General features: G+C 64.9%; 36 protein-coding genes. 20 read left to right on the forward strand and 16 right to left on the reverse strand.

Features of this window, described 5'->3' with window-relative positions; genetic code table 11:
* Positions 1-209: 209 nt before the first annotated feature.
* Positions 210-767 (reverse strand): flavin reductase family protein, encoded by a 558-nt coding sequence (locus ACHAA4_RS01855; protein WP_435772491.1) that lies wholly within the window; start codon positions 765-767, stop codon positions 210-212.
* A gap of 119 nt (positions 768-886) precedes the next feature.
* Here ACHAA4_RS01855 and scpC point away from each other — a divergent pair, with 119 nt between their 5' ends.
* Together scpC and ACHAA4_RS01865 are read left to right on the forward strand one after the other, a co-directional pair.
* Entirely contained in the window at positions 887-2,410 is a 1,524-nt protein-coding gene (gene scpC / locus ACHAA4_RS01860) for a succinyl-CoA:acetate CoA-transferase ScpC (protein WP_435772492.1), read from the forward strand.
* 49 nt (positions 2,411-2,459) lie between these two features.
* Entirely contained in the window at positions 2,460-3,824 is a 1,365-nt protein-coding gene (locus ACHAA4_RS01865) for a DcsG N-terminal domain-containing protein (protein ID WP_435772493.1), read from the forward strand.
* On the opposite strand, the gene ACHAA4_RS01870 is transcribed toward ACHAA4_RS01865, so the two are convergent.
* From ACHAA4_RS01870 to ACHAA4_RS01885, 4 genes are all read right to left on the reverse strand, one after another.
* Positions 3,817-4,191, reverse strand: a complete 375-nt coding sequence (locus tag ACHAA4_RS01870) for a hypothetical protein (protein ID WP_435772494.1) — start codon at positions 4,189-4,191, stop codon at positions 3,817-3,819. The two genes, ACHAA4_RS01865 and ACHAA4_RS01870, sit on opposite strands and share 8 nt — an antisense overlap.
* Positions 4,188-4,886, reverse strand: coding sequence for a hypothetical protein (locus ACHAA4_RS01875; RefSeq protein WP_435772495.1), 699 nt, complete (start codon positions 4,884-4,886; stop codon positions 4,188-4,190). Before ACHAA4_RS01875 ends, ACHAA4_RS01870 begins: the two co-directional genes overlap by 4 nt.
* A 127-nt stretch (positions 4,887-5,013) precedes the next feature.
* Entirely contained in the window at positions 5,014-5,901 is an 888-nt protein-coding gene (locus ACHAA4_RS01880; RefSeq protein ID WP_435772496.1) for an EamA family transporter, read from the reverse strand.
* Positions 5,898-6,329, reverse strand: coding sequence for an RDD family protein (locus tag ACHAA4_RS01885; protein WP_435772497.1), 432 nt, complete (start codon positions 6,327-6,329; stop codon positions 5,898-5,900). Before ACHAA4_RS01885 ends, ACHAA4_RS01880 begins: the two co-directional genes overlap by 4 nt.
* A gap of 238 nt (positions 6,330-6,567) precedes the next feature.
* Here ACHAA4_RS01885 and glnA point away from each other — a divergent pair, with 238 nt between their 5' ends.
* A complete protein-coding gene (gene glnA / locus ACHAA4_RS01890; protein WP_435772498.1) occupies positions 6,568-7,992 on the forward strand; it encodes a type I glutamate--ammonia ligase in 1,425 nt (474 codons plus the stop codon).
* On the opposite strand, the gene ACHAA4_RS01895 is transcribed toward glnA, so the two are convergent.
* Positions 7,989-9,080, reverse strand: a complete 1,092-nt coding sequence (locus ACHAA4_RS01895; RefSeq protein WP_435772499.1) for a site-specific integrase — start codon at positions 9,078-9,080, stop codon at positions 7,989-7,991. The two genes, glnA and ACHAA4_RS01895, sit on opposite strands and share 4 nt — an antisense overlap.
* Positions 9,081-9,083: 3 nt before the next feature.
* A complete protein-coding gene (locus tag ACHAA4_RS01900; protein WP_435772500.1) occupies positions 9,084-9,866 on the reverse strand; it encodes a helix-turn-helix transcriptional regulator in 783 nt (260 codons plus the stop codon).
* Positions 9,867-9,973: 107 nt separating this feature from the next.
* On the opposite strand from ACHAA4_RS01900, the gene ACHAA4_RS01905 reads away from it, so the two are divergent.
* The 6 genes from ACHAA4_RS01905 (at position 9,974) to ACHAA4_RS01930 (ending at position 12,404) form a co-directional block, all read left to right on the forward strand.
* Entirely contained in the window at positions 9,974-10,189 is a 216-nt protein-coding gene (locus tag ACHAA4_RS01905; protein ID WP_435772501.1) for a helix-turn-helix domain-containing protein, read from the forward strand.
* A 95-nt stretch (positions 10,190-10,284) separates the two neighbouring features.
* On the forward strand, positions 10,285-10,608 hold the full coding sequence (locus ACHAA4_RS01910; RefSeq protein WP_435772502.1) for a hypothetical protein: 324 nt from the start codon (positions 10,285-10,287) through the stop codon (positions 10,606-10,608).
* A gap of 229 nt (positions 10,609-10,837) precedes the next feature.
* Entirely contained in the window at positions 10,838-11,098 is a 261-nt protein-coding gene (locus tag ACHAA4_RS01915; protein WP_435772503.1) for a hypothetical protein, read from the forward strand.
* Complete coding sequence (locus ACHAA4_RS01920; protein WP_435772504.1) at positions 11,099-11,782, forward strand: hypothetical protein; 684 nt, start codon at positions 11,099-11,101, stop codon at positions 11,780-11,782. It begins immediately after the preceding gene.
* Between the two features lie 201 nt (positions 11,783-11,983).
* Positions 11,984-12,223 (forward strand): hypothetical protein, encoded by a 240-nt coding sequence (locus ACHAA4_RS01925; RefSeq protein ID WP_435772505.1) that lies wholly within the window; start codon positions 11,984-11,986, stop codon positions 12,221-12,223.
* A 4-nt stretch (positions 12,224-12,227) separates the two neighbouring features.
* The gene (locus ACHAA4_RS01930) at positions 12,228-12,404 is read left to right on the forward strand and encodes a hypothetical protein (RefSeq protein ID WP_435772506.1); all 177 of its coding nucleotides are present in this window, start codon (positions 12,228-12,230) and stop codon (positions 12,402-12,404) included.
* Position 12,405: 1 nt separating this feature from the next.
* Here ACHAA4_RS01930 and ACHAA4_RS01935 read toward each other — a convergent pair whose 3' ends face one another.
* Complete coding sequence (locus ACHAA4_RS01935; RefSeq protein ID WP_435772992.1) at positions 12,406-12,678, reverse strand: hypothetical protein; 273 nt, start codon at positions 12,676-12,678, stop codon at positions 12,406-12,408.
* Positions 12,679-12,774: 96 nt separating this feature from the next.
* On the opposite strand from ACHAA4_RS01935, the gene ACHAA4_RS01940 reads away from it, so the two are divergent.
* From ACHAA4_RS01940 to ACHAA4_RS01970, 7 genes are all read left to right on the forward strand, one after another.
* The gene (locus tag ACHAA4_RS01940) at positions 12,775-13,185 is read left to right on the forward strand and encodes a hypothetical protein (RefSeq protein WP_435772993.1); all 411 of its coding nucleotides are present in this window, start codon (positions 12,775-12,777) and stop codon (positions 13,183-13,185) included.
* Positions 13,186-13,195: 10 nt separating this feature from the next.
* A complete protein-coding gene (locus ACHAA4_RS01945) occupies positions 13,196-13,870 on the forward strand; it encodes a hypothetical protein (RefSeq protein WP_435772507.1) in 675 nt (224 codons plus the stop codon).
* A gap of 2 nt (positions 13,871-13,872) precedes the next feature.
* Complete coding sequence (locus ACHAA4_RS01950; protein WP_435772508.1) at positions 13,873-14,049, forward strand: hypothetical protein; 177 nt, start codon at positions 13,873-13,875, stop codon at positions 14,047-14,049.
* Between the two features lie 47 nt (positions 14,050-14,096).
* Positions 14,097-14,246, forward strand: coding sequence for a hypothetical protein (locus ACHAA4_RS01955; protein WP_435772509.1), 150 nt, complete (start codon positions 14,097-14,099; stop codon positions 14,244-14,246).
* 195 nt (positions 14,247-14,441) lie between these two features.
* Positions 14,442-14,999, forward strand: coding sequence for a recombinase family protein (locus ACHAA4_RS01960; protein WP_435772510.1), 558 nt, complete (start codon positions 14,442-14,444; stop codon positions 14,997-14,999).
* A 221-nt stretch (positions 15,000-15,220) separates the two neighbouring features.
* Positions 15,221-15,442: a helix-turn-helix domain-containing protein gene (locus ACHAA4_RS01965; RefSeq protein WP_435772511.1), complete on the forward strand. Its 222-nt coding sequence runs from the start codon at positions 15,221-15,223 to the stop codon at positions 15,440-15,442.
* Positions 15,432-18,431: a phage tail tape measure protein gene (locus ACHAA4_RS01970; protein WP_435772512.1), complete on the forward strand. Its 3,000-nt coding sequence runs from the start codon at positions 15,432-15,434 to the stop codon at positions 18,429-18,431. Before ACHAA4_RS01965 ends, ACHAA4_RS01970 begins: the two co-directional genes overlap by 11 nt.
* 91 nt (positions 18,432-18,522) lie before the next feature.
* Here the strand turns inward: ACHAA4_RS01970 and ACHAA4_RS01975 are convergent, their stop codons facing one another.
* A complete protein-coding gene (locus ACHAA4_RS01975; protein WP_435772513.1) occupies positions 18,523-18,792 on the reverse strand; it encodes a hypothetical protein in 270 nt (89 codons plus the stop codon).
* 154 nt (positions 18,793-18,946) lie between these two features.
* Here ACHAA4_RS01975 and ACHAA4_RS01980 point away from each other — a divergent pair, with 154 nt between their 5' ends.
* Positions 18,947-19,546 (forward strand): hypothetical protein, encoded by a 600-nt coding sequence (locus tag ACHAA4_RS01980; protein WP_435772514.1) that lies wholly within the window; start codon positions 18,947-18,949, stop codon positions 19,544-19,546.
* A gap of 45 nt (positions 19,547-19,591) precedes the next feature.
* Here ACHAA4_RS01980 and ACHAA4_RS01985 read toward each other — a convergent pair whose 3' ends face one another.
* Both ACHAA4_RS01985 and ACHAA4_RS01990 read right to left on the reverse strand, forming a co-directional pair.
* Positions 19,592-19,873, reverse strand: a complete 282-nt coding sequence (locus ACHAA4_RS01985; RefSeq protein ID WP_435772515.1) for a hypothetical protein — start codon at positions 19,871-19,873, stop codon at positions 19,592-19,594.
* 60 nt (positions 19,874-19,933) lie between these two features.
* The gene (locus tag ACHAA4_RS01990) at positions 19,934-20,254 is read right to left on the reverse strand and encodes a TM2 domain-containing protein (protein ID WP_435772516.1); all 321 of its coding nucleotides are present in this window, start codon (positions 20,252-20,254) and stop codon (positions 19,934-19,936) included.
* 196 nt (positions 20,255-20,450) lie between these two features.
* Between ACHAA4_RS01990 and ACHAA4_RS01995 the strand changes: the two genes are divergently transcribed.
* Complete coding sequence (locus tag ACHAA4_RS01995; protein WP_435772517.1) at positions 20,451-20,681, forward strand: hypothetical protein; 231 nt, start codon at positions 20,451-20,453, stop codon at positions 20,679-20,681.
* Between the two features lie 245 nt (positions 20,682-20,926).
* Here the strand turns inward: ACHAA4_RS01995 and ACHAA4_RS02000 are convergent, their stop codons facing one another.
* The 4 genes from ACHAA4_RS02000 to ACHAA4_RS02015 form a co-directional block, all read right to left on the reverse strand.
* Complete coding sequence (locus ACHAA4_RS02000; RefSeq protein ID WP_435772518.1) at positions 20,927-21,184, reverse strand: helix-turn-helix domain-containing protein; 258 nt, start codon at positions 21,182-21,184, stop codon at positions 20,927-20,929.
* Between the two features lie 72 nt (positions 21,185-21,256).
* Positions 21,257-21,448 carry a helix-turn-helix domain-containing protein gene (locus ACHAA4_RS02005; RefSeq protein ID WP_435772519.1) on the reverse strand — a complete coding sequence of 64 codons (192 nt, stop codon included), beginning with the start codon at positions 21,446-21,448 and terminating at the stop codon, positions 21,257-21,259.
* A gap of 362 nt (positions 21,449-21,810) precedes the next feature.
* Positions 21,811-22,242, reverse strand: a complete 432-nt coding sequence (locus ACHAA4_RS02010) for a VOC family protein (RefSeq protein ID WP_435772520.1) — start codon at positions 22,240-22,242, stop codon at positions 21,811-21,813.
* Positions 22,243-22,464: 222 nt separating this feature from the next.
* Positions 22,465-22,656: a hypothetical protein gene (locus ACHAA4_RS02015; protein WP_435772521.1), complete on the reverse strand. Its 192-nt coding sequence runs from the start codon at positions 22,654-22,656 to the stop codon at positions 22,465-22,467.
* Positions 22,657-22,899: 243 nt separating this feature from the next.
* Here ACHAA4_RS02015 and ACHAA4_RS02020 point away from each other — a divergent pair, with 243 nt between their 5' ends.
* On the forward strand, positions 22,900-23,931 hold the full coding sequence (locus ACHAA4_RS02020) for an LLM class flavin-dependent oxidoreductase (protein WP_435772522.1): 1,032 nt from the start codon (positions 22,900-22,902) through the stop codon (positions 23,929-23,931).
* 55 nt (positions 23,932-23,986) lie between these two features.
* Positions 23,987-24,667, forward strand: a complete 681-nt coding sequence (locus tag ACHAA4_RS02025; RefSeq protein ID WP_435772523.1) for a type 1 glutamine amidotransferase domain-containing protein — start codon at positions 23,987-23,989, stop codon at positions 24,665-24,667.
* A gap of 78 nt (positions 24,668-24,745) precedes the next feature.
* Here ACHAA4_RS02025 and ACHAA4_RS02030 read toward each other — a convergent pair whose 3' ends face one another.
* Complete coding sequence (locus ACHAA4_RS02030; protein ID WP_435772524.1) at positions 24,746-25,789, reverse strand: hypothetical protein; 1,044 nt, start codon at positions 25,787-25,789, stop codon at positions 24,746-24,748.
* Positions 25,790-26,020 lie beyond the last annotated feature (231 nt).

A 26,020-nucleotide genomic window follows, 5' to 3' on the forward strand; every position in this document is an offset into this window, starting at 1 on the left:
CGCGCACCGGATCAGCCTACTCAAGCTAGGGTCACCCGCGGGTCATTACACCGGGGACGCCGCTTCACCCGGGGCAAGTCCGCGGTGCATCACGACCCGGGGCCATAGGTCTAGTCCCAGCGCGGCCTCGTGCTCACGGATTGCTCGCAGACCCCTCGTGAGATCCTCCTCGGGCAGAATGCGGAATCCGATGCGCCGCGAGGACTCCTCTAGTCCGTGAAGTACTTCCACTTGGTCATCTCATCGCTGAAGTCGTGAAGCTCGCCGTTGGTGGTGAACGTCCCGTTGCCCCGGTGATGGAACTCCGGGGCCCGTGCGGCATCGGGTCTGATCCAGGCCGCGGTGGTGCGCAGAAGCCACAGCGAATAGTCATCCACCAGGGAGTCGTCCTCGACCTTGCACTCGATATTGGCCACACACTCCCCGATCAGCGGCGCCGCCACACTGATCCCCGGCACTCGAGTCAGCCCGAAATGGTCCCATTTGTCCAGGTCCTCCCCGGAGCAGTTGCCCAGCTGCACCGTGGTGCGCATCAGCTCGGCCCCGGGGATGCCGATCACGCATTGCCGGGTGGACTGCAGGGTCGCGAAGCTGGCGTCCCAGGTCCCTACGATGACCGCGAGGATGCCGTCATGGCGGACCGGCATGTTGAAGGCGTTGGTCATGATGTTGTCCCGAACACCGTCAGAGGTGGAGATCAGCACCGTCGGACCCGGCTCGATCAGCCGGTAGGTCTCGCGGACCGGATAGGGCACGAATCCGTTCATGGTGCGTCCTCCGTCTTGAGGTGCTTGCTGAGGTGCGGAGATGACCCCGCGTCGTGTCACTCAGCGTAGCGCTCGGCGCCCCGATCCCGGCAGGGTCGAGGGTCACCTAGGCTGGAGGCATGAGCGTTGTTCCAAGTCGAATCACCTGCCCCACGCTGGCGACGAAGGTCACCTCGGCCACGGAGGCCGCCAGCCACATCAACGACGGCGACCGGGTCGGCATGAGCGGCTTCACCGGCGCCGGGTACCCCAAGGCGGTCCCGGCGGCCCTGGCCGAACGCGCCAAAGACGCCCACGACCGCGGCGAGGACTTCGGCATCGATCTCTGGACCGGAGCCTCCACGGCACCCGAGCTCGACGGCGTGCTGGCCGAGGCCCGCGCCGTGCGCCGACGCCTGCCCTTCCAGTCGGACCCCACCCTGCGCGAGGCCATCAACACCGGGGAGACCGAATACGTCGACACCCACCTGAGCCACTCCGCCCAGCAGGCCTGGTTCGGCTTCTACGGCCAGCTCAACGTCGCGGTCATCGAGGTCGCCGCCATCCTGCCCAACGGGCTGCTGGTCCCGGGCAGCTCGGTGGGCAACAACAAGACCTGGCTGCAGCTCGCGGACAAGGTGATCCTCGAAGTCAACGACTGGCATCCCCGCGCCTACGAGGGCTTCCATGACATCTACTACGGCACGAAGCTGCCCCCGGAGCGACGTCCGCTGCAGCTCACCGACCCGCTCCAGCGCATCGGTGACCCCTACCTGCGGGTAGACCCGGAGAAGGTGGTCGCTGTGGTGCACACCGACGCCCCGGACCGGAACCTGCCGTTCAAGCCCGCCGACGAGCAGTCCAAAGCCATGGCCTCCCATGTGGTGGATTTCCTGCGCTACGAGATCGACCAGGGACGACTGCCGAAGAACCTGCTCCCGCTGCAGTCGGGCATCGGCAACGTGGCCAACGCCGTGATGGCGGAGCTGGCGCACAGCGAGTTTGAGGATCTCCTCGCCTACACCGAGGTCATCCAGGACGGCATGCTTGACCTCATCGACACCGGCAAGCTCACGGCCGTCTCCGCCACCTCCGTCTCCCTCTCCGCCGAACGGGCCGAGCAGTTCAACGCCCGCGCCGAGGAGTACAAGGGCCGGATCCTGCTGCGCACCCAGGAGGTCTCCAACCACCCGGAAGCGATCCGCCGGCTGGGCGTCATCTCCATCAACGGCATGGTCGAGGCGGACATCTATGGCAACGTGAACTCCACCCACGTGATGGGCAGCTCCATCATCAACGGCATCGGCGGCTCCGGAGACTTCGCGCGCAACGCCTACCTGAACTTCTTCGTCTCCGGCTCGATGGCCAAGGGCGGCGCGATCTCCTCGATCGTGCCCTTCGCCAGCCACATCGACCACACCGAGCACGACACCCAGATCCTGGTCACCGAACAGGGCCTGGCAGACCTGCGCGGCCTCTCCCCCGCCGCCCGCGCCCGGACCATCATCCGCAGCTGTGCCCACCCGGACTACCAGGACCTGCTCCAGGACTACTTCGACCGCGCCGTGGCCGCGAACGCACGCGGTCAGCACACCCCGCACCTGCTCGGCGAAGCGCTGAGCTGGCACGGCAACTACCAGCGCACCGGCAGCATGAAGCCGTGACACCTGCGCCGCGCTCGAACCCGCAATTGATCATCACCCGGAACAGAGCATGACCCAAGAACAGAGCATGACCCCGGATCAGATCGACACGCTGCCGCCGATGGACCTCGCCTCCGGGGAGCTGCGTGCCCGTCTGACCCGCGCAGTCATCACCGGGGTCAAGACCGCGACCACCAGCCTTCACCGCTCCTACCTCGCCGAGGCCGAGCCGCTGCCGACACCAGGGCTGCAGCGGCTCCTCGGCGTGCAGGAGGAGAGCCTCGGCGTCGTCGAGGTGCTGGAGGTGGACCTGGTGCCGCTGGGTGAGATCGACCAGGAGGTCGCTCGCGGCGAGGGTGAAGGTTACGCCTCTGTGGCCGCCTGGCGCGAGGCGCATGAGGATTTCTGGCACGACACGGGTGAGATCGGCGCTGCACAGGGCAGCCACGGCGGGCCGCAGAAGCCTGGCCTGGACGACGACGAGCTGATCGTCGTCGAACGCTTCCGCTGGCTTCCCGAACACAGCCTGGTCACCGCTCCACAGCCGCGCCGGGTCGGGATCGTGGTCACCGATGACTACTCGAAGGCTCCTGACCGGGACACCGATCCGCTGATCGCCGCGCTGCAGCGGCTGGACATCAGCGCGGAGCCGGTCATCTGGCACCGTTGGGACCCTGTACCGGAGTATGACCTGCTGGTTGTTCGCACTCCCTGGGACTACTCCTCCCGCACCCGTGAGTTCCTCGCCTGGTTGGACCGGGCGCAGGAGCAGGTCCGGGTGCTCAACAGCCCCGAACTGATCCGCTGGAACCTGGACAAGGTCTACCTGCGTGCGCTTGAGGTCCGAGGTCTGGCCAGCGTGCCGACGGACTGGGCCGACGACGACGACGCGCTGCGCCGCGGGCTGGCCGGCCACGGCGGTGACTGGGTGGTCATCAAGCCCACCATCTCGGCGGGCGCCTTCGACACCGGGCTGCTGCGCGCAGACTCCCCCGCCGCGCTCTCCCTCGGTGAGCGGATCCTCGCCCGCGGACTCACCGTCATGATCCAGCCGGAGATCCCTGAGCTCAGCGAGGGCCGGGAGAAGGCGCTCTACTTCATCGACGGGCACCACACGCACTCGATCTCCAAGGGCGCGCTGCTCGCCCGCGGCGGCGGTCTGCGCGGCGGCACCTACCTGGAGGACCCGCAGCTGGTTCAAGCCTCTACCGCCGAGGTCAGCTTCGGGGAGCAGGTGCTCGAAGCAGCTTCCCAGGCCACCGAGACCCAGATGCCGCTCTACGGGCGGATCGATCTGGTGGATTCCGCCGAGTACGGCACGGTGCTGCTGGAGGCCGAGCTGTTCGAACCCGCGCTGAATCTGCACCGCGCCCCCTGGGCGGCGCAGGAGCTGGCCCGGGCGATCGAACGCCGGCTGGGCCCAGCGATCAGCTGATCGCTGCGATCACCGCCACACCGATCAGGCCCAGTGCTCCGGACCAGATGTAGCTGGCCAGGGTGCCGATGATGAACCGTTCGGTGGCCTTCGCGCGGTGCTCGGCCTGCCAGGAGCGCAGCTCCGGGTAGCGGCCCAGGCCCTTGACCGCGAGCACCACCGCGATGGCCTCCGGGTAGCCCCCGAAGACCGCGCCGGTGATCGCCAGTCGTTCCAGGATGCCGATCCAGGTGCCCCCGCGCAGAATGCCCGGGCCGTAGCCCTCGGGCTCGACGCGGCGCAGCAGCCAGCCCACCAGCACCGCGCCCAGGAACGCTGAGAGGGCGAGGGTGAGCAGCACCACCGCGGTGATCGCAAGCCATGTCATGAACGTGGGTCCTCCTGGTGCTGGGCATGATCTGGGGCCTCATCCTGAGCGGAGGTCTGATCCTGAGCTGGTGCGATCGTCCAGCCGCCTTCGCCGGCCGCTGCGGCGATCAGAGCCGCGGCGACGGGTCGGCTGCGTCGCTCCTCCTCCAGCATCGCAGAGCGCGCGCGCTGACTGACTGCTGACACGGTGATGCCCAGCTGCGCGGCGATCTTGGCCCGGGTGAAGCCCTGCTCGGTGAGATCGCTGACCTCCCAGCCGGTGTCGGCGCGCCGTCGCACCACCCCGCCGAGGAGCTGCAGCACAGCAGTCGCCGCGACGGCGGCGTCTGGCTGGTCGCCCTGGACCACCAGCGGGACCGGTTCGGTGCGGCTGCGGGCTCGTTCCACGGCATAGCGGGCCTGGATGAACGCACTGCCTGAGCTGGCGCGTGCGCTGGTGCCGAGCGGCCGCTCCACGGCTCCCGCGCCGATGCCCACGGCCCACTGCTCGGTCCGGCACAGGGTCAGCGCGAGGTCCACCGCCGCCTCGGCGCTGGCCAGCAGGATCTGGACCTCATCACCGACCGTGCGTTCCAGCGGCAGCACGATCTGCGCCTCCCACCGGGCGCTCCACGGTGCGAGCTCCGCCAAGAGCTCATCCACCCGCTCCCCTGACTCGGTGCTGCGGTGCTGATCAGCAGTGACGACGAACATAGATGCAGGCTACAGCCTTAAATCACTACTTTCAAGGCTGCAACCTGAATCATTACCTGCGTCGAGTGGCGGATTTCACGTGCATCTGACGGCGAAAACCCACTCAACTACCCGCAGATTCCGCCCCTCAACGGGAGGGTGTGCGGGGGCGCGCGGGCCCGCTGAGCGTGAGCGCATTGCTCAGCACCACCAGCACGATGCCTGCCCAGGCCACCAGTGGGAGGTGCTGCCCCAGGAATCCCGCCCCGATCAGGGCCGCGAAGAGCGGGTGCAGAGACATTCCCAGGCCGAAGAGCACTGGACTGATATGGCGCAGAACGATCAGATCGAGCGAGTACGGCACCGCCGAGGCAAGCACTCCGGCGACGGCCGCGAAGAGGAACGCCTCCCAGGGCGGCTGCATATGCCACACGATCACTGCGGCGATCGGCAGCAGCCCGAGTGCCGAGACGGCGGTGCCGACGGCGACACCCTGCACGCCCTCCAGGCGTTGGCCCACCACCCGGTTGGTCAGGATGTACCCGGCCCAGCAGCCCGCGGCCAGTACCGCGAAGCCCAGCCCCAGCAGGTCGCTGGTGGGACCGGGGCGGGTCAGCAGCACCACCCCGGTCAGCGCCATGAGCGCGCAGATCCCGTCCCGGGGGCGCCGTGAGGCCAGCACCGCGACGGCGAGTGGGCCCAGGAACTCGATGGTCACCGCCGTGCCGAGGCCCACGCGCTCCAGGGCGGCATAGAGCGCGGTGTTCATTCCGGCGAAGAAGAAGGCCAGCAGCAGCACCGGCGACCACTGGCTGCGGGTGAAGCGCCAGAACTTCGGACGGGCGATCCCCAGCAGCACGGTGGCGGCGACCAGCTGCCGGGCGGCGACCACTCCGACCGGGGTGAGGCTGCTGAAGGCCAGGGAACCGACGGCGGCGCCTGACTGCGTGCTCAGTGCACTGGCGCAGATGACCGCAAGGCCACGGCCGGGGCGATCGGCGAGCCGGCTCACCCGCGCGGGTCCGGGGGCACTCACATGCGCAGCTGGACGGTGCCTGCCGCCCGGTCGTGGGCGCCGCGGCCGTCGGTGCCCATCAGGATCACCGGCAGGATCAGCAGCAGCAGCAGGGTCCGCACCGTGGACCACAACGGTCCAGGGATCTTCTGACCGCGGACCACCTGGATCCGCACCAGCCGCTTGCCGATGGTCACGCCGAGCAGGCCGATCAGGATGATGTGGATCGCCACGAAGATGCCCAGCGTCGCCAGCTCCGCACCGCCGAAGAAGGCCATCGAGATCAGGGTGGCGATTCCCCAGTCGATGAACAGCGCCAGGATGCGCCGACTCCAGGGCGCCATGCTGCCGGGACCGGACTCTGGCAGACCCAGTTGATCACCGGCCCATCGCGGCTCTCCGGACTCTGCCGGGGAACCGCTGGGGGGTGCGCCGTCGTTCTTCGCCACAGATCTCCTTGCGCCTTGAATATGAGAAGGTGATGTAGAGCATGTGGCCGTGCGAACACGGCCCCGGTCAGTCTATTCGCCCGACCGGGGCGCCCTTGTCACGAGCCCATGAGCAACTTAAGTTACATGACGGAAACATTTGCGTGATGGCCGGGAAATGCCCGGCCCATAGCGTGTAGCAGAGCGTTCACCACTGTTACGCGCGCAAGCCCAGACACCTGACGAGGAGCACGGACGTATGTTCAAAAGCCCTGATGAAGTTCTGAAGTACATCGAGGAAGAGGATGTCGTCTTCGTCGACGTTCGCTTCACCGACCTTCCCGGCCTCCAGCACCACTTCAACCTTCCGGCCAAGACCGTTGACCTCGACTTCTTCGAGAACGGACAGCTCTTCGACGGCTCCTCCATTCGTGGATTCCAGGGCATCGCCGAGTCCGACATGCAGCTCATCCCCGATGTGACCACCGCGTACATCGATGAGTACCGCGTGGAGAAGACCCTGGTGATGACGTTCTCGATCGTCAACCCGCGCACCGGCGAGCCATACGCCCGTGACCCCCGCGGCGTCGCCCAGAAGGCCGAGGAGTACCTCGAGGCCTCCGGCATCGCCGACACCGCCTTCTTCGCCGCCGAGGCCGAGTTCTTCCTCTTCGACGATGTCAAGTGGCAGTCCAGCCCGGATGCGTCCTTCTACTCGCTGGACTCCGATGAGGCCTCCTGGCAGTCCTCCGAGGAGATCCCCGGCGGCAACCTCGGTCACAAGATGGCCACCAAGGGCGGATACTTCCCGGTCAGCCCCCAGGACAAGAGCGCCGATCTGCGTGACGCGATCTGCGTGGCCCTCGACGCCGTCGGACTGGAGGTCGAGCGCTCCCACCACGAGGTCGGTGGCCCCGGTCAGCAGGAGATCAACTACAGGTTCAACACGTTGACCCACGCTGCCGATGACCTGATGAAGTTCAAGTACGTCGTGAAGAACACCGCGGATCAGTTCGGCAAGTCGGCGACCTTCATGCCCAAGCCGATCTTCGGTGAGAACGGCTCCGGCATGCACTGCCACCAGTCGCTCTGGACCGATGGCGAGCCGCTGTTCTTCGATGAGAAGGGCTACGCGAACCTCTCCGACACCGCCCGCTGGTACATCGGCGGTCTGCTCAAGCACGCCTCGGCCGTGCTGGCCTTCACCAACCCCACGGTGAACTCCTATAAGCGCCTGGTCAAGGGCTACGAGGCTCCGGTCAACATGGTCTACTCGCAGGGCAACCGCTCCGCGGCGATCCGCATCCCGATCACCGGCGCCAACCCCAAGGCCAAGCGTCTTGAGTTCCGCGCACCGGATCCCTCCTCGAACCCCTACCTGGCGTTCGCGGCGCAGCTGATGGCCGGCCTGGACGGCATCCGCAACCGGATCGAACCTGCCGACCCGATCGACAAGGACCTCTACGAGCTGCCCGCCGAAGAGGCTGCCAGCATCCAGAAGGCTCCCGGCTCGCTGGAAGAGGCTCTGGCGGCACTCGAGGCCGACCACGAGTTCCTGCTCGAGGGAGGCGTCTTCACCGAGGACCTGGTCAAGGCCTGGATCGAATACAAGCGCGAAGAAGAGATCGCACCGCTGAACCTGCGGCTGAACCCGTACGAGTTCGAGCTGTACTACTCGGTCTAGCCAGATGACGCGGAAGTAGCCGCGTCTGGCCCCTCAGAGGCCCCATTTGCCGCGAAGAGCTTGCTCACCGCCGCACGTGGGGCCTCTGCGGTGTCCGGCCAAAAGTGCCCGTAGGTGTTCAGGGTGGTGGACGCCTTGGCATGGCGCAGGCAGTGCTGCACCGCCACGACGTCGAGCCCCGCGGCGATCAACGCGGAGGCGTAGAAGTGCCGCAGGTCATGGAACCGGAACCCCTCATAGAACCCCAGCCGCTCGGCCTTCTGGCTGACGTGCACCTGCAAGCGTGTGGGCGTGATCCGCTGGCCGTAGGCGGACTGCACGAAGGTGTCAGTGAACCCGGTGTCGACGTAGCGCGAGAGCTCGAGCGACAGCTCATCCGCAATGGGTATCGTCCAGCGGGAGGACTCGGTCTTGAGCTCTCCCCCGCCGTGCTGGATCTTCGGCGTGATCTCACCCCGCATGAAGTCCACATCTTCAGTCCGCAGCGCGACCGCCTCAGCGTTCCGCAGGCCCGCGAAGGCCCCCAGTAGGATCGCCGGCCGCAAGCCCTCAGGCATCGCCCCGTGAAGCTCCCAGACCTGCTCCGTGGTCGGGATGTGAAACTGTCGCGCGGTCAGCTTAGGCGCCGTCTTGCGGCCCACCGGTGACTTCTGGAGCAATCCCTCATCGACCGCGGCTTCCATGACCTGCTTCAAGCGAGAGTGGCGGGCGTAGACAGTGGAAGGCTCGAGCCCCTCGGCCTGCATGGAGCCCACCCAGGCCCGCACGAAGGAGACTGTGATCGATCGCAGCGCCTTGTCGCCGAATGCCTTCTCGAGCCGCTTCAGGTCCGATTCAACCTGCCGGTAAGTCGACGGTCGGTGCATCCGTTGGCCCTGCTTCCACACCTCGGCCCACTGGGAAAACGTGGTCTTGGACTTCCTCAGATCGACGTTGATGCCGGCGTTGAGCTGAGTCTCTACCTGAGACTTGAAGGCCTTGGCCGTGCGCTTCTCATCCGCGCCGAAGGTCTTAGAGCGCTGAGAACCGTTGAGGTCCCACCAGCGGACCTGAACGGTTCCGTTCTCACGCGTCCTCAGATAGGCCATGGCCTACCTCCTCCCCCAGGCAAGGAGATCGTCGAACATTGCTCCACTGCGGGCCAGGCGGAACGGGTTCCGGTCATCGGACACGCCCTCGAGGCACGCGTGATCTTCACGGAGAAGGTCTGTCAGAAACTGTTGTAGATCTTTGTCTTGATTCCACTGCGATAGCCACATCTCCAGCCGTCGAATGTGTGAATCCTCCGTCCACTTGTCCCTCGGGACCGACTGATGCTCGAAGGCTGAGACCGAGTCATAAGCATCGAGAATCCTCTCTGCAACGTCGACCAGGCGAATCGCGACAGCCCACAACCACACGGTGCGATCTTCCATATCCACGTCAGGAGAAGCGATAGCCTCCGTCACCGGCTCGCGTGCGTCTATGAGCACGTCCAGGAGGTTGTCGCGGATCGGACCCAGGTGGTCGTCCCAGTCGCTGAACAGCTTCACCATCCCCCGTGCGACGTCCGCCGCGTTCAGTTCAACATCACGCTCAAGGCCTTGCGCGCCGGCCCCAGATAGCAACTGGAAGATATCGACGCCGAGCACCCTGGCCATGACGAACGCCTCGTTTAGGCGGATCGGACGCTTGCCGTCCTCGATGCGCTGGACAGTCTGCTGATGGAAGGGCAGCCCTTCAGCTTTCAGCAGCTTAGCTAGGCCTGTTTGAGAGATGCCGCGGAGCTCGCGCACGTAGATGAGGTTGATGCGGAAGGTGTGCTCCCACGGCATTTTGAACGTTTCGTACGTCTCGGCCGTCGGTTCTGAGGTCTTCTCATTCTGGCTGTTCACAACGCCAGACTACATCACCCTGATGCCCCCTGGACAGCACGACGTTGAGGTGTGCTACGCTACATGGTGTTGGTAGGTCACCAACACCATGTAGCAGGAAGGCCCCCATGGAACACAAGACAAGCGGCCCCAGTCGACTGCTCTACGTCAAAGACATTGCGGAGCGGCTGAACAGGTCAGTTGGGCAGGTTCAGTACATGATCTCGACAGAGCAACTTCCCCACACGGCGATCATCGCCGGACGACGGGTCATGAGAGAAGACGATCTCGAATCCTGGGTCAACTCACACTTCGAGGCCGAACGGGCCGAGGTGAGCGCATGAGCATCACCCCGGACATAGAAGAACGACCTGGCACCTCCCGCCAAGAAGATCACCAGGTCGCTCAGATACCAGAACCCCACGAAGGAGCACTGATGATGTCTGATACTACATTCGTCCCCCGCGTTGAGGAACATTCGTTTCCTCCCGTCGCCGGCGTGACCAGCAAGCTCAAGGGATCCCTGACCATCCACACCGGGGACAACGACACCCCGGCCCAGGCGCCCGACAAGACCGAGTTTTACCTGTCGGACATGTTCGATGGGCCAGACGACGAGAACCAGCTCCACGCGTTGCAACTCGTCATCGTGGATCCCGCGGGGCAGAACGTCTGGATCGACGCCGGACCCGAACAGCTCGAACGGCTCGGAGAATGGCTCATCCGCGAGGCCCAGAAGCTCCACGGCGGTGAGGGGCTATGAGCATCCACCTCTATAGCAAGAACGACTTCTACGAATCCCTGATCGACGGGCGAGACACCCCCACCTTCTGTGGAAAGTCGGCCCAACCTGAAACCCGGGACGGCCACCTCATTGACCCCCCTCGCAACGGGAAGAACTTCTGCGGTGAGTGCATCGGGGCACTGACTCCCGAGCAGGCAGCCGAATGGATCCTCAGCCGGAGCGAATCGAGAGTCACGGAGGCCGCCCAGTGATCGAGGAACACCTCATCGACGAGGTCACCCGCGAACGACTCGCAGACGCCTTCGTAGTCGTCTCAGAGGTCCACAGCTCGACCGGAGAGCCACAGTTCCGGCGCCGGGTCCACCTCAGCCTCACAGCCGCTCAAAGAACCGCACAGCGGGCCAAGGACCGCGGACTACAAGCCCGCGTGGTGCTCTGCACGATCCGGCCGCTGGACGAGATCCTCACCGGCGCAGAGAGCCACCACGGAGACCCCCAGGAGGGCTAGATGGACTCCCGATTCCCCACGCACTATCTGAACGACCGGAGGGTTCTCAAGGCCACCCCGCCAGCACTTCGGCAGTTCGTGCTGGGAACGGCTTGGTCGGTGTCGAACATGACGGACGGAGTGATCGCACACGACGACCTCCCGCTGGTCCCACACTCCTCGCCCGACTTAGCCGGGGAGCTCGTGAGGTCCGGTCTCTGGCAGGAGACGGATGAGGGCTACTTCATCTCCGACTTCCAGAAGTTCCAGACCTCAGCAGCGCAGCTCGAGGCGAACACGCTGAACCGTTTGGAACGGGACCGCACACGGAAGCAGCGAGATAGGCGCCATGAGCGGGGAGATCATTCCCAGTGCAGCCCGGATAAGTGCACCGAAGCACGCTCCAAGAAGGGGATGTCCGCGGACAGTCCTCGGACGATGGAAGGAAGAGGAAAAGGCGGAGGCAAGGAGGAGGAAGAACAGACCTCCCTTCTTGAAGAAGTAGACACTCAGACCGGGGAAATCGAATCGACCCCAGATCCGGCCCCGATTTCGGCCGAACCGCCACCGGCCCAGAGCTACTCCGACACCTGGCCTGATGATCCGCCGGCGCCGAAACCGGAGAGGTTCGCCCCGAGGGATCCGCGGCCGTTCGACTTCAACCAGTTCCGGAATCCGAACAGGGATTGGAGCGATGCGAAGTGAACCCCTGCGAAGAATGCGGATACGCCCCGTGCGCGTGCAACTACATCGCCGGTCTCGGACCCGCCGGACCCTACTCGAAACTGGCACCCGACGCGGCCCGGATGATGCGCCAACCTCAACCGCACCGCGGACCGACCGACACATCTTGTCCCTGCCCCGAGTGCTGGTCACTCCGAGCAGCTACCTGGAAGGACTGAACGCATGGACGATGACCTCCTGGCCGCGATCGGCTGGTGCTTGCTGGAGCTCGACGAGGACCCCAGCAGGCTCGAAATGCTCGCCAGCCCGGACGATGCACCCCTGGTGACCGAGTTCTCGAGGATGTTGATCTTCCTCCTCCAGCGGAACTACGCCGGCACACCCCGGGAGCAGCTGGAGACGCTGCGGAGCGGCCGGCTCGAGACCCTATCCAAACTCCCAGAAGGGAAGACCGATGACTAGACCAATGACCAACGCCAACGGCGTCGAGGAAGGCCCCCTGCCCTCGACCCTCGCCCGGGATGAGGAACACCTCGACTGGCAGCGACCACCAGCCCGCATTTCAAATGCGACCAAGACCGACGGAAACGGTTTCTGGGGCTCCCGCGCACACGCGCACGCGGGGAAGGATTCCGGTGACTGATTCACACGGTGCGTACGGTACGCAACCGAAACGCGCGCGCGCACGCGTTACGCCTAATCCGGTTCGAGACCGTGTGGAAACCGTCCCCGGACCTGATCCGGACGGTCCGGACCCAAAACTCGCGCACGCGCACGTTACGCCTAGTGGTGGTCCGGTACGGCGTCCGCGTGATGTCCGCGAACACATCCCTGACGATGAGCGTGACCGTCTGCGGGATGGGTTCGGCGCCGAGGTTCGCCGTCTCCGCGCCGACGCTGGGCTTACGCAGGTCCATTGCGGGAAGTTGGCCGGGATCAGCCCGGGCACGATCTCCCGTTACGAGCTGGGCAAGCTCAGGCCGGTCGTGGGAGCTGTGCAGGCCCTCGCCCGTGTGATTGCACCAGCAGGGGAGCAGGAGGCCGTCACGGACCGTCTGGCGACCCTGGCCGGGGCATCACTGCGAGAGGGTGCGACCCGGCGCCGCTGGGCGAAGGACAACAAGCAGCGCCGGAGCGCTCTGAGGTCCGCGCAGGACACCGCCCGGCAGATGCGGAACAAGATCCGGCTGATGGAGGCCCGCGGCCAGATCGTCCCGGGCAACGTCCGCAAGATGGCCGACCTAATGGAGGCGACCGTGTCCAAGCTGCAAGTAGAGATCGCAGACCAGCCGGCGGGCATCCCCGGCCACACCCCCATAGACGCAGTACCGGAGAAGCTACGGCGCGGACAGACACGTTCCTCGCAGCATCTCCTCGCACGAATCGAAGCCCATCAGCGGGCTCTCGACAACCACAACGCCTAGGAGGCACAGCATGACCGATTCAACAGAGACCATCACCACCGCCGCCGACGAGACCGCCGACCTCATCCGAGGCCACGAAGCGAAGGTCAAGGAGGCCCAGGCATTCCGAGATCCTGACCTCACCGGCGAAGCCAACGCCCGGAAGCGGGCAGAGCTCACCGAGGCCGCGCAGGCCGAAGCAGAGCAGGCGCTCCTGGAGAACCGGACCAAGGTCGAATCAGCGGCAGCCGCCGAGCTGGAACGGTTCGAGGCATCACGGCCGAAGATCCAGGGCACCCCGGAAGCGCTCATCGAAGCGGAGCACGTCTGGAAGTACGACGTCCTCCCGGTCCTCGAGTCCGGCACCCCGCTCAAGGAGTTCCTGCGGGGAGCATCACAGCCCGAGGTGCTGGCCGCCGAACGGTTCGCACGAGGCCACCTGCGGGCCAAGAACGGCACGGGGCAGAACCCCCTGGAGCTCACCCCGGACGAGCTGGGCATGGCGGCCGCGAACCGGCTCGCGAGCGTCATCCCGGACGGTCCGAACCGTGAGGCCTTCGAGAGAGGAGTCCGCACCGCCCACGCCGCCCAGGTGTTCGCCAAGGTCGACCACCTGGCAGGCCGAGCGATCGCCGGGAAGCACTACAGCGTGCAGAGCGCCTACGCCGAAGCCAAGACCGCCGCGATCAATCTGCAGAAGGGCTGACCATGGGTGACCAGGTCTCGATCTACAGGGCCGCGAAGCTCTCCGGGGTCAACATGACCAGCGTGACCAACGCGGCGGTCAGTGGCCGGCTGGAGTACACCACCGACAAGGACGGGCGGATGCTGGTCTCACTGTCCGCGGTCCGAGCTCTCGCAGCAGCGGCCGGCGTCCGGACCTAGCCACAGCACCAAACGACACCAGAAGGAACCTACTGAGGAGAATCCGAATGAAGGCAGCAGAGATGAAGCAGACCGCCGATTCCCTGGCCGCGGTGCTCGAGGAGATCCAAGACGGCGACCTCGCGGCCACCAAGAGCGGGAGGGCGTTCCTCAAGGGCGCAGAGACCGCACTGAGGTCCGCAGCAGAGGACAAGTAGCACCACCACAGAGGGCGCCCGTTAGCTTCGGCTGGCGGGCGCTTTCGTCTGTCTTGCAAACGGTCGTTTCTTGCGACACGTCCCGGTCCGGCTCCCGCGAGAGCGATCCGCATCATGGCGTGTCTTGTAATGCCGCCCAATAAGGGTTATCGTCTAATAACTCGACCAACGGTAATATAAGACAGGGGCAAGACAATGGCGGTCATCGGCTACGCACGGGTCTCCACGCAAGAACAGAACCTCGGCCTCCAGAAAGACGCGCTCAACAAGGCAGGCGCAGATCGCATCTTCGCCGACCAGGGCGTCAGTGGATCCAAGACCGAACGGCCACAGCTCACAGCAGCACTCGACCACCTCCGCGACGGGGACGTCTTCACCGTCTGGAAGCTCGACCGGCTCGGCAGAAACACCCGCCACGTCCTCCAGGTCATCGAAGAGCTCGAAGCCCGCGGCGTCGGCTTCAAGTCCCTCACAGAGAACATCGACACCACCGGACCAATGGGCCGCGCCATGCTCACCATCATGGCCGCCTTCGCGCAGCTCGAGCGAGACACCATCTCCGAGCGCACCCGCGCCGGCCTCGCCGCCGCAGCGCAGAATAACCGCAAGGGCGGACGTCCCCGCCGTGTGGACGACGCCACCGCCGCCAAGGTGAGGACCTACAAGGCGCAGGGCATGAACGCCGATGAGATCGCCAAGCTCACGGACATGTCCCGGGCGTCGGTCTACCGCTACTTGAAGATGGCGGCATGACGCTGATCTAGCGCCGGAGACAACTAGGACAGTGAAGCCCACAGAGGTAGAATAGAGACACCAATTGAATAGCCGACGCTAGATTGAAGAGCACTCGGAATGGGCACAGGAGGCCGCCGAGTGAAGCCCTGTCGAACGGCACTCCAGGGGGGAGCCGAGCACGTAACGCCACCGATGGCGTCTACGTTCTCGGCTTTTCTGGTATCCAAGGAGACGCCGCAATGTCAGCACTCACAGCGCCGCCGCTGAACCTCGCCACAACGGCCGAGGCAGCCGCCCGCTACCACGTCAGCACCAAGACCATTCTTCGCCGCATTCAAGACGGCACACTCTCTGCGTTCCGCATCGGCCCGCAGTCGCTCAGAATAGACCTCGACCAGGCCGACGAAGTGTTCACCGGCTCGGCAGCCTCCACCATCAATGGGGCCGGCCATGGCAGGTAATTTGGACCTCGGCACACTCCGAGGACACGTAGAGCTCGACGTCGCGGCGTTCGATCGCAAGTACGCGGCGGTCATGAAGGCCATGGAGATCCTGGCCAAGATGCAGGACCCGTCATTCTCCGTCGATGCCGACATTACCGACGCATCGCGCCGGATCGCAGAGATCCAAGAGGCCTTGCAGAGCGTCGATGGAGATACCGGGGAAGTCTCAGTTACGGGGGATGTTTCCCGCGCAGAGGCCGAGCTCGGAACGGCAGAGCAAGCACTCACAGCCTTGGACGGTGAGACCGGGGAAGTGACCGTGACCGGGGATGCGTCCCGCGCAGAGTCACAGCTCGGGGTAGCAGAACAGGCACTCCGCAGCCTCGACGGCCAGACGGCAGAGATGACACTCGACGCGGACACCTCACCGGCAGAGTCCGCGATCTCAGGCCTAGGCGCCGAAGGTGAGCAGGCCGGCGACGACGCAGGGCAGGGACTCTCCAAGGGAGTGATAGCGGCCCTCGCGACGATCCCCATCGCCGGCGCAGTCGTGGGCATCGGGGCAGCAATCGGCGGGGCACTCATCAACGGGATCCAGGAAGGCCTCGCGGTCGAAGTATCGCGGGACATGTTCTCAGCCCGCACCGGCCTCGACGAGGCCACCGCACAGCGCTTCGGACTGGCGGCGGGCAATGCCTACGCCTCAGCCTTCGGGGAGTCCACCGAAGCCAACCTCGACACCGCCCGCCATGCACTCCAGCAAGGACTGATCGACGAGGACGCGACCCAGGAACAGATCACCGCGGTCATCTCCCAACTGACAGGGATCTCGGATGTCTTCGAGTACGACATCCCGGAATCAGCCAGAGCAGTCGGGCAGATGCTCAAGACAGGGCTCGTCTCAGATGCCGAGGAAGCCTTCGACCTCATCGCCGCCACCTCACAAGGGGCAGTATCCGACGACCTCATGGACACCCTGAACGAATACTCAGGGCAGTTCGAGCAGGTGGGCCTCGACGGAGCCGACGCCATGGGTCTCATCCGGCAGGCACTCGATGAAGGGGCCAGAGACACCGACAAGGTCGCGGACGCCGTGAAGGAGATGGGTCTCCGAGTCAGGGAAGGCACGGACCCCGCACGCGAGGCGCTGGCGAACCTCGGGGTAGACGTCGAGGGCGTCGTGTCTGGATTCCAAGAGGGCGGACCCGCGGCCCGCGACGCGATGGGCATCGTCTTCGATGCTCTGCGCAAGACGAAGGACGAAGGCGGCAACACTCAGGAGGCGATCGCCAACCTCTTCGGCGGGCCAGGTGAAGACCTCGGGGCGGCACTATTCGCCCTGGACCTCGGGACAGTCCAGGACGCTCTCGGGGACACAGAGGGCAAGATCAAGGACGTCCTCCAGACCCTCGGGGACAACGCAGCGACCGACATCGCAGCAGCGAAAGCCAGCATCGAGACCGGGGTCGAAGGGATCCAGGGAGCACTCGCCGCAGCCTTCTCCGACGACATCTCCGGGGCCGCGGACTGGGTAGCCGCCAACCGCGGACCACTCATGGAATTCTTCCAGGAAGCGGCCAACGGCGCCCTAGACCTCGCAGACATGGGCCTAGAAGCCGCAGCGTCCATGACAGAAGGATTCACCGGGTTCGTGAGCGGTGTCCTTCCACCCTTCCTAGACGGGCTGGGAAACGCAGCCATAGGAATGGCAGCGATCACCGGCAACGCGGAACTCGCGGGAGCTGGTGGCGCTCTCAAGTTGGCAGCAGAAGGCGCCAGGGAGCTCGGAGAGAACGGCCAGGAGGCAGCAGACGATATCCGCAGCATCAGCGGCGGCCTCGACGACATCCGCACCAAGATGAATGACGAGTTCGATCCGCTGGTCATGTCAGCCAAGGTCCACGACTCCGTGACCGAGATGACCGGCAGACTCGGTGAGCTCGAGACGGTGATCGATGAGACCGAGGGAGACGTCACTATCAACGGTGACACGCTCAGCGCAGAAGACGCCATGACAGCCCTCATGGGAATGATCGATGAAGAGACTGGAGAGGTCACCATCGATGGGCAGACCTACCAGGCCGACGAAGCCCTAGGAGCCCTCATGGGGGCCGTCTCCGAGTCCGAGGGAGACGTGACGATCTCAGCGACCAGGGCGCCGGCAAATGAGGTGCTATCTGGACTCCTCACCTCGGTGGAGAACTCCTGGGAGAACGTCAGCATCGGCGGCAACAAGGTGCCAGCGGATGAAGTCCTGCAAAGCCTTCGAGGGCAGATCCGGAACTCCTCCGACAGGGTCACCATCGGCGGCAACGACTACCCCGCGAAGACGGTGCTCGACAAGGTGCTCTGGGCCGTCAGGAACGGCAAAGAGAACATCACGATCGACGGCAACACCTACCCAGCCACGGTCGCTAAGGATCGGCTCCTCGGATCCGTGAATGCATCCGGGGCGACGATCGATGTGGACGCGGCAACTTGGGACGCCGAGTCGGCCATCAACACGGCGGCTCGGAACCGCGATTCATACATCACCGTGCACACTATCGGCGCTCTGACGGCAGGCCCTGGCGGCAGGACCAACGGTGGTGTCACCAAGAAGGACGGCGGCCCCATCGTTGGCCCCGGCACTGGCACGTCGGATGATGTGCCGATCATGGCGTCCAACGGTGAGTACATGATGCGCACCGCGGCGGTGGAGAAGTACGGGGTGGGCCTGTTCGATCGGATCAACGCCCTGCACCTCGAAGAAGGTGGGCCGGTCAGTCAGTCCCAGATGATCCCACCGCAGGCCTACACGGCACCGATGTCTACCGCGTCAACCGCACCGGCACCACAGGCCTCCGCAGCCGGCGGGGGCGAAGGGTTCAGCATCGACTATCCGCGGCTCGCCTCGGCCATGGTGGCAGCTGTCCAGGCGGCACCGGTGCACGCCTCGGTCAAGCTTGACGGCCACGTAATCGCTAAGTCGGTTAAGAGGGCTCAAGTCGCAGAGAGGCAGGGGTGACGAAGTAGGCCAGGGAGGGTCGCGCTTACCGCGTGGCCCTCCCTTGGGGAGTCCGGAAGACGGCTCGAGCTACTTCGGGATGCATCCCAGGTCATCCACCGTTTCCAAGAAACACCTCGCGGGCCTCATAGTCGATGTTCCCGGTCGCACTTACTGTGTCCGCAATTGCCTGGACGTACTCGACTTTGGAGTCGTAGAGCACCTTTGATCGGACAACCCAAGCTTCGGCTCGGTCCGTCCCACGCCGGTGTTCAATTTCAAGGTTCAGAAGGATTGGCTCTAACGCAGCGTAGGCCGATGTTGCCTCCTGCTCATTGTCGAAAGTCAGCTCAATTTCGTGTGACATTAAGATAAGTGACATGCGCACAGACTAGCTGCCTGGCGTCTCGGGAACACGTGGGAGATTGAACCGATCGCCTGGCCCTCCCTCACTGGGACAAAGACGCCCCCACGAAAGCCGCCCCACCCTCAGTCAAGGGTGGGGCGGCTCTCGTGTTTGCGAATATGATCAACGGATGTATCTGACGAGCCCCGACGCCGCCGAGGAGGCCACCGCCGCCGCGCCTGACTATCTGGCTCTCCTGCTTACTTGGGGCGCGCCTGTGGTCGTGGCAGTGCTGGCTACGTGGCTCGCTCATCGCTTCACATTCCGCCGCGAGCTGGAACGGGCGCGTCAAGAACGTCTGTCGGTAGCGGCCAAAGCAGTGATTGAGGATGCTGCGGGATACGTCTGGGCATTTGAGAGGTTCGTCAACAACCTCTCCGCGCACTTCCACTTTATTGGAGAAGGCGCGGCAGGCCGCATCAGCAAGCGGCAAGTGAGAGCAGAGGTTTCGCAGGCCGACGAGGGTGCTTCTGAGGCTCTTGCCGACCTTGAAGCGCATGAGTCAGTGATGCGAATGAAGATTGCTGGCCTCAAGCTATACGCCGCACCGGACGTGTATGAGCCCTTGGAAGAGTTGATGGTGACGGCATACCTGTCGCTGTCACGTGCCAAGAGTGCAACAGGCGAAGATGCCGATGCAGTGCTGCGCGGCGCAGTGGTGGATCTCCGCGATTCTCTCGACAGGGCGACCATTCGAACGCGGAAGGCGTTGGCACCAGCGAGGAGATGACCTCGATGGGCGAGGGGGCGCAACGGCCGACTGAGGCTGCCTTCATCATAGGTCGTACGGATCACGCCACGAACTCTCGGCCCGGTCGATCCTGGTTACCCAGTCGGCGGGCACCCACGCGCTCCGCCTGTCGTGCGCGTCGTCATCCCACACGACCAGCACCCGAGTCGGGGTCCATCGGCGCACCTTCGCGTCCACCGTGCCCAGGTCGGGGAGCTCCACGCGGACGTAAGGCTCGCGCCGGTACGGTGCCGACTTCACCTTGGCAGGGTCGAGGCTGTGCTCCCCGTAGATCAGCAACTCTGGGAGTGGGCGGGCACCGTTCATGGAACGATGATGGCGCACAGCTAGGACATGGGCCGGAAGCTCTCGCCCTCCCTTGCTGTGTCACCGGCCCGTGGCGCCGGGATAGTGCGCCGGCAGCCCATGGCGGCGGTAGACCTCGATCCGGATCTCCTCATTGACCGCCCGGATCCGACCCGGAATCAGAAAGCCATCAATCAGCGTCCAGACTCCAAGGCCGCCCAGGGTGAAGAGCTGGGCAAGGCTGATAAGCGGACTGCCCAGGTAGAAGCGGTGCACCCCGAGGATGCTGAAGCAGATCCACAGTATGTAGGCGACCGCGATCGACTTGGACTCCGCCTCATAGCGCATATTCGCCCACGCCATAGCGTTCGGATCCGGTGGATGGAAGGCCTGGCTGGTCATGGTGTGCCCCTCTAGGTGTGAGTGATCGATCCGCACGTGTGCCGAAGCTTAACCGCAGGGTATGACAAGGGGAACGGAATTCACCAGACCAACTTCTGAGTCTTTAACCCCTGGCTGAAGCATGTGTTCTGAAACGTACATACAGTGGTTCACGTCGGTTCTCGCCGGCTAAGTGTCAGTCTAGGAAGGTGTGACCATGAACGACTACAGCACCGCGTGGGATTCGCTCTGCGACACGATAGGGAGAGCGCAGGGAAAATCGTCAGGAACTATCACCGAGCTCGACGGCTTAAGCGTTGATCAGCGCCTGAAAGTGGCCGAAGTCTCGGCACTCTTATCCATCGCACAAGAACTCTCAGCTTTGAATCCGCAGAATACGACTACTCCCAAGCAAGCTTCACCAATGCGCCGGAGCAGTCAGAGATAGGTAATACGGTTTCAACGTTTCCGAGTCTCGCACGTCTACCATCAGGAGTTCGCTATGAGTCAGAAATCCAAGCAGTTCGCGTTAGCAGCAACTGCCAGTGCCTACCAGGCGCAGTCATCGTCGACTGATCCAGCAGTCCAGAAACTAGCTGAGGCTGTGGGCTATCTGGGCTATGCAATAGCTGAGCTAGAGAAGTAGGGCACCACCACAGGGAGGGCCATGCTTCGTGTCGGGTGCTCCCTGGGTCATCCCCTATAGAGGTTCATAAGCGCCGCCCGCTCCTTACGGGTCAGTATGCGACCACGTTGGTGGGGCGGGCGGTCACTGAGTAGACGTACGTCGCTCTCGGGGATCCGCCACTCTGAGCGGGGCTTGTCGTCCGGGAACTTCTTAGCATTCGGGAACCGGCCCTGCACGCACCAGCTGCGGATCGTCTTCGAGGTGAATCCGAGAGTCTGGGCGACCTGCTCCGCCGTGAGCCAGTGCGTCGTCATCGGGTCCATGGTGCGAGCCTAATCGCAGGGTAGGACACGACACACCTGGAGTGGACACCACTGGCCCAGATCAGAGAGCGGTTAGCGCTCGTTGGGTAGGTTGTCGACCCAGTGCTCGAGCTCGGTGCGCTTGATCTTGACCTTGGTTCCCCGGTAGCTGGGGGTGAGGTCGCCGCGGCGGAGTGCGTCGCGGATCTCCCATTCGGATGAGCCGGTGTAGTGCGCGGCCCCTGGGACGTCGAACGCATAGGGCGGGCTCTGCACCTGCGGCATTCGCTCATTGACGGTGCAACTGCACTCGCAGCGTTCCTCCTGGGGGACCTTGCCGGACATGGTTGAATCCTAGCTCCGGGAACAGAAGCTGGCCCCATCTCGGCCCCAAACGCCACTGCATCCCTCACGATCCGACTATCCCCCGCTGGGCTTACTCCCCCGGAATCACGGGGAAGACGAGACGCCACTAGACCCACCTATACCTAGGCCAGAGTTCGAGCTGTACTACTCGGTCTGATCTCACACCGAGCCTTAACAGCTGCGGCCCCGCACCGAGTAGTCGGTGCGGGGCCGCAGCTGTGTCAGGGACCTCTACGCCTTGGGCATAGGCCCCGAGACTGTGTCGTGGATGGTTGCGGAGATCAGCCCAGGGGTGCGGTGAGCTCGAGGTTGATGCCGTCGGGGTCCTGGAAGGAGAGGATCGCCAGCCCGGTGTCGTGGAGGTCATTGATCTCACCGTGCTCGATGCCGGCTCCGGCCAGCGCCTGGGCAGCGTCCTGCAGCGCGTCGCGGGAGTCCACGGCGAAGCTCAGGTGATCGAGCCCGGTGGTGTCGGCATTGAACGAGGTCTCCCCCACCGGCCGGAGACCGACGAGCGTGCCCTGCGGCGTCTGGTAGATGACCCCGCCGTAGAACTGCTCCTGTGAGGCGCGGACCGCGGGATCATCGGCGTGCGCCGAGGTGTCCACCACGGCGGGCCAGCCGAAGACCTGGTCGTAGAACGCCTTCGATCGGGCGATGTCGGTGACGGTGAGCCGGACGTGTGCCAGACCATTGCTGTTGATGAGAGCCATGGCGTCACCGTAGCGCAGATCACGTCAGTCCACGGGTTCTGGCGCAACGTGACAACTTCTGTGAAGCTCCCTGCGAGCGGCGGCATGAGCTGTCGGGCGGGCATTGCCCGGGTCGAGGGCCGACGCTGGACTGGACCCGCGAGTCGTCCAGGACCATCTGCTGTGCGCTCGACGTGCTGCTCCTGGTGCTGCTCCTGGTGCTGCTCGGACGTCTGAACCTTGCTAGCAGCCCTGGGCGGTGTGGAAGCGGTGCACGTCGCCGAAGAATGCGGCTATCCCGTCGGACTCGCAGTTCGACCAGATCAGGAAGCCGTAGATCAGGACGGTCAGCAGCGCAGACCCGATGGCCAATGAGATGTAGAAGGACCGCGCGGGCTGCTCGTTCTCCGCGGGTGATGGATCGGCATTCGCCACGGCGGAAATCCCCTTCAGGAATCGGGTGGCCGGCCGGAACGACTGGAGAATAAGGCGTCTCCAGCAGACGGAGTGGTCACGTCTGCCACACCGCACCTGCTTGATCATTGTGATGCGAACATAGCACTTTGGTTCAGTGTGTCAACGAATTTGTAGGGGCTCTACAGTCATGGGCAGAGCCTGAACCTGTGCCGGTGGCCACTTCGCGGAATGAGATCGCTCCTCTGTGCTGTTGCATCAGATATGCCCAACACCGCTTCGCGCCCGCTATCCCTGCTTGACCTCGCGTTTGTCCGCGCGCCGGAGACCGTCGCCGACGGCATCGCCCGCAGCGTCCGGCTCGCCCAGACCGCTGACAAGCTGGGCTACACGCGCATCTGGTTCGCCGAGCACCACAACATGCCCAACATCGCCTCCAGCGCGACCGCGCTGCTGATCCAGCACGTGGCCGCCGCCACCGAGAACGTGCGGGTCGGCTCCGGGGGCATCATGCTTCCCAACCACGCCCCGCTGATGATCGCCGAGCAGTTCGGCACCCTGGCGACGCTCTACCCCGAGCGGATCGACCTGGGGCTGGGCCGGGCACCCGGCACCGATGGACCCACCATGCGCGCGCTGCGCCGCGACGGCACCGAGGCAGACCGCTTCCAGGCCGACGTGATGGAGCTCAGCGGCTACCTCACCGGATACAGCCGCATCCCCGGCGTCAACGCCTATCCGGGGTGGGGCACCAACGTCCCGCTCTACATCCTCGGGTCCTCGCTCTTCGGCGCCCAGCTCGCCGCCCAGCTGGGACTCCCCTATGCGTTCGCCTCGCACTTCGCCCCGCAGATGCTCAACCAGGCGGCGCACATCTACCGCGAACATTTCGACGCGACCAATTCACTGCTGGGACCAGACGCGCAGCCGCACTTCATCGCCGCGGCCAATGTCATCGCCCACGACGACGCGGAGACCGCGCAGGCGCAGAAGACTCTGGCGGAGAACGCCTGGATCAAGAACCACCTGGGCCGCAACCGACAGATCACCGATGACGATGTAGTGATGCTCCGCGATCACCCCGCCGGCCAGCAGGTGCTCAGCATGCTCTCCCGCGCCGCCGTCGGCACTCAGGAGGAGGTCGTGACCTGGCTCGACGCCTTCGCGGATGAGGTCCAGGCCGATGAGCTGATGCTGGTGAACCTCGCGCCCGAAGAGGCGGTCCAGCACCGCACCCTGGAGCTGCTCGCGCCCAGCATGGCCGAATCCCAGAAATCCCCCTCGCAGGCCGCCTGAGCACTCAGTCTGCGGCACCTCACGCTACAAGACCGTCTATACCAAGGAGATCCCCATGAAGGTCCTGATCGTTCTCACCTCCCACGACGAGCTCGGCGACACCGGCAAGAAGACCGGGTTCTGGCTCGAAGAGCTCGCCGCACCGTACTACCGCTTCCAGGAGGCCGGCTACGAGATCACCCTGGCCTCCCCCCAGGGCGGCCAGCCGCCGCTGGATCCCGCCAGCAACGAGCCTGACTTCAAGACCGATGACACGCGCCGGTTTGAGGACGACGCCGAGGCAACCGCCGCGCTGGCAGAGACCCTTCGCCTGGACTCCGTCTCCGAGGCGGACTACGACACCGTGTTCTACCCCGGCGGCCACGGACCGCTCTGGGATCTCGCCGAGGATCCCGCCTCGATCCGCCTGATCGAGTCCACGCTGCGCGCCGGGAAGCCCCTCGCGCTGGTCTGCCACGCCCCCGGCGTGCTGCGCCGCGCCACCAACGAGGACGGCACCCCGCTCGTGCAGGGCAAGAAGGTCACCGGATTCACCAACACCGAGGAGGCCGGGGTCGACCTGGTCGACGTCGTGCCGTTCCTCGTCGAGGACGAGCTGACCAAGCTCGGCGGCGACTACTCCAAGAGCGATGACTGGAGCTCCTACGTCGTTCAGGACGGTCTGCTGATCACCGGTCAGAACCCGCAGTCCTCCGCGGAGACCGCCGAGGCGCTGATCGCCAAGCTCGCAGTCTGATCCGCTCACGCACTGGCGCGCCCACCCACTCATCCCTGGACGAGCGGGTGGGCGCGTTCGTGTGTGTGATGTCTGACCTCACGCGGCCCGGTTGATCGAGTCGCCGTCCCAGGTCAGGTCGGCGTTCGGGTGGATCGGAAGCACCTCCAGACCTGATGTCCGCACGAGATCGCTGATCAGGGCGGCGGTCCCCGCAATCAGCGTGGAGTCGTAGTCGAGCTCCGTGGCGAGCACCCAGGAACGATCCTCGGGCCAGAGGATGCTGGGTGACTGCACTCGGGCGGCGTCATCGGACCACGGCGCGCGGGCAGGCCAGTGAGGATCGGCGAAGGCGGCAGCACCGGCTTCGAAGAGGACGTAGTTCCGCCCGGTGTCCCCGTGCAGGTCGAATCGGGGCCCCGCTGCGATCTCGGGTGCCAGCACGCCCGTTCCTGGTTTCGGTGCTCGAGGCGCCAGACGCGGCAGGGTCACCCGGAGCGAGCGCACCGAGCTCTTGCTGCGCTGGGCGGCGACAGCGAATCGCCGCCGAAAGGACTGAGCCGTTGTGCCCCAGATACCCTCTCCGGCGGCGGGGTGGCCCACCGGAGGCGGGCTCGCCTCGGTCAGGTAGTCCTTCGACCCGGCTGAACTCACCAGGCCGCCCCACCCCTCCCAGATCGCTGCAATGCCCGTGTCGGGGGTCCCGGTATGACGTGCGAGCACCTGGGACGCCGCCGTCAGCGTGCTCGCATCAAGGGCACCCTCCGATGGCTCGCCGTACCGCCAGCCATCGGCGGCCACAGCTCCCACCTCCTCGCCGGAAGCGGATCCGATGAGGCGCGCATACTGCGCCTCTGCGTGCATGGTCGTCCCGAATGAGGCGGCCGCCGCCGACCAGGTGCAGGGCTCAGTCTCGAGCAGGGCCCCGATGTCCGCGGCATCGTCGAAGTAGGTCGTCCGATCTATGGCGTGCCAGGACCTGGTCGCGCGCGGACGGTCACGCTCCACGGGGTGAAACACCCGGGCGTACATCTCGAAGCCCCGGGGCACCACCGAGAAGAGGCTGCCGAAGGACTCCGCCTCCATAGAGCGCAGCCATTCGCCCCGCTCCGCATCCGGCACCCAGCTGAATCCGGCTGACATGTGCGACCTCCTCCAGACGTCACAGGCTTGCGCAGGGCGCGCAAGAATCTCGGAAACCCTAGTCCACTGAGGTGCAGATCTACTACCGTTGACGGATTTTCAATCCCTGGCGGCGCGAGAGGAGGAGACCTCATGCGCACCCCTGATGCTTCCGAACTTGATCAGTCGTGGTCCTTGGAGAGCCACGTCCAATGCGGTCTTTCGCAGATCTCTCCGGGCAAGTCCACGCGC

Origin of the sequence: Nesterenkonia maliinae (assembly GCF_051262655.1) — a bacterium.
Taxonomy (GTDB): Bacteria; Actinomycetota; Actinomycetes; order Actinomycetales; family Micrococcaceae; genus Nesterenkonia.

Excerpts from the sequence above, each read along its gene's own strand:
- ACHAA4_RS01935 (WP_435772992.1), bottom strand. The coding sequence starts at position 12,678 with ATGGACCTGCGTAAGCCCAGCGTCGGCGCGGAGACGGCGAACCTCGGC.
- ACHAA4_RS02005 (WP_435772519.1), bottom strand. The coding sequence starts at position 21,448 with ATGCCGCAGGTGCAGAGCCCGCCCTATGCGTTCGACGTCCCAGGGGCC.
- ACHAA4_RS01905 (WP_435772501.1), top strand. The coding sequence starts at position 9,974 with ATGGAACACAAGACAAGCGGCCCCAGTCGACTGCTCTACGTCAAAGAC.
- glnA (WP_435772498.1), top strand. The coding sequence starts at position 6,568 with ATGTTCAAAAGCCCTGATGAAGTTCTGAAGTACATCGAGGAAGAGGAT.
- ACHAA4_RS01875 (WP_435772495.1), bottom strand. The coding sequence starts at position 4,886 with ATGTTCGTCGTCACTGCTGATCAGCACCGCAGCACCGAGTCAGGGGAG.
- ACHAA4_RS01980 (WP_435772514.1), top strand. The coding sequence starts at position 18,947 with ATGTATCTGACGAGCCCCGACGCCGCCGAGGAGGCCACCGCCGCCGCG.
- ACHAA4_RS01870 (WP_435772494.1), bottom strand. The coding sequence starts at position 4,191 with ATGACATGGCTTGCGATCACCGCGGTGGTGCTGCTCACCCTCGCCCTC.
- ACHAA4_RS01925 (WP_435772505.1), top strand. The coding sequence starts at position 11,984 with ATGGACGATGACCTCCTGGCCGCGATCGGCTGGTGCTTGCTGGAGCTC.
- ACHAA4_RS02025 (WP_435772523.1), top strand. The coding sequence starts at position 23,987 with ATGAAGGTCCTGATCGTTCTCACCTCCCACGACGAGCTCGGCGACACC.
- ACHAA4_RS01970 (WP_435772512.1), top strand. The coding sequence starts at position 15,432 with ATGGCAGGTAATTTGGACCTCGGCACACTCCGAGGACACGTAGAGCTC.
- ACHAA4_RS01990 (WP_435772516.1), bottom strand. The coding sequence starts at position 20,254 with ATGACCAGCCAGGCCTTCCATCCACCGGATCCGAACGCTATGGCGTGG.
- ACHAA4_RS01945 (WP_435772507.1), top strand. The coding sequence starts at position 13,196 with ATGACCGATTCAACAGAGACCATCACCACCGCCGCCGACGAGACCGCC.
- ACHAA4_RS02000 (WP_435772518.1), bottom strand. The coding sequence starts at position 21,184 with ATGGACCCGATGACGACGCACTGGCTCACGGCGGAGCAGGTCGCCCAG.
- ACHAA4_RS01930 (WP_435772506.1), top strand. The coding sequence starts at position 12,228 with ATGACCAACGCCAACGGCGTCGAGGAAGGCCCCCTGCCCTCGACCCTC.
- ACHAA4_RS01855 (WP_435772491.1), bottom strand. The coding sequence starts at position 767 with ATGAACGGATTCGTGCCCTATCCGGTCCGCGAGACCTACCGGCTGATC.
- ACHAA4_RS01995 (WP_435772517.1), top strand. The coding sequence starts at position 20,451 with ATGAACGACTACAGCACCGCGTGGGATTCGCTCTGCGACACGATAGGG.
- ACHAA4_RS01920 (WP_435772504.1), top strand. The coding sequence starts at position 11,099 with ATGGACTCCCGATTCCCCACGCACTATCTGAACGACCGGAGGGTTCTC.
- ACHAA4_RS01975 (WP_435772513.1), bottom strand. The coding sequence starts at position 18,792 with ATGTCACTTATCTTAATGTCACACGAAATTGAGCTGACTTTCGACAAT.
- scpC (WP_435772492.1), top strand. The coding sequence starts at position 887 with ATGAGCGTTGTTCCAAGTCGAATCACCTGCCCCACGCTGGCGACGAAG.
- ACHAA4_RS01985 (WP_435772515.1), bottom strand. The coding sequence starts at position 19,873 with ATGAACGGTGCCCGCCCACTCCCAGAGTTGCTGATCTACGGGGAGCAC.
- ACHAA4_RS01865 (WP_435772493.1), top strand. The coding sequence starts at position 2,460 with ATGACCCAAGAACAGAGCATGACCCCGGATCAGATCGACACGCTGCCG.
- ACHAA4_RS01895 (WP_435772499.1), bottom strand. The coding sequence starts at position 9,080 with ATGGCCTATCTGAGGACGCGTGAGAACGGAACCGTTCAGGTCCGCTGG.
- ACHAA4_RS01910 (WP_435772502.1), top strand. The coding sequence starts at position 10,285 with ATGTCTGATACTACATTCGTCCCCCGCGTTGAGGAACATTCGTTTCCT.
- ACHAA4_RS01950 (WP_435772508.1), top strand. The coding sequence starts at position 13,873 with ATGGGTGACCAGGTCTCGATCTACAGGGCCGCGAAGCTCTCCGGGGTC.
- ACHAA4_RS01955 (WP_435772509.1), top strand. The coding sequence starts at position 14,097 with ATGAAGGCAGCAGAGATGAAGCAGACCGCCGATTCCCTGGCCGCGGTG.
- ACHAA4_RS01965 (WP_435772511.1), top strand. The coding sequence starts at position 15,221 with ATGTCAGCACTCACAGCGCCGCCGCTGAACCTCGCCACAACGGCCGAG.
- ACHAA4_RS02010 (WP_435772520.1), bottom strand. The coding sequence starts at position 22,242 with ATGGCTCTCATCAACAGCAATGGTCTGGCACACGTCCGGCTCACCGTC.
- ACHAA4_RS01960 (WP_435772510.1), top strand. The coding sequence starts at position 14,442 with ATGGCGGTCATCGGCTACGCACGGGTCTCCACGCAAGAACAGAACCTC.
- ACHAA4_RS02020 (WP_435772522.1), top strand. The coding sequence starts at position 22,900 with ATGCCCAACACCGCTTCGCGCCCGCTATCCCTGCTTGACCTCGCGTTT.
- ACHAA4_RS02030 (WP_435772524.1), bottom strand. The coding sequence starts at position 25,789 with ATGTCAGCCGGATTCAGCTGGGTGCCGGATGCGGAGCGGGGCGAATGG.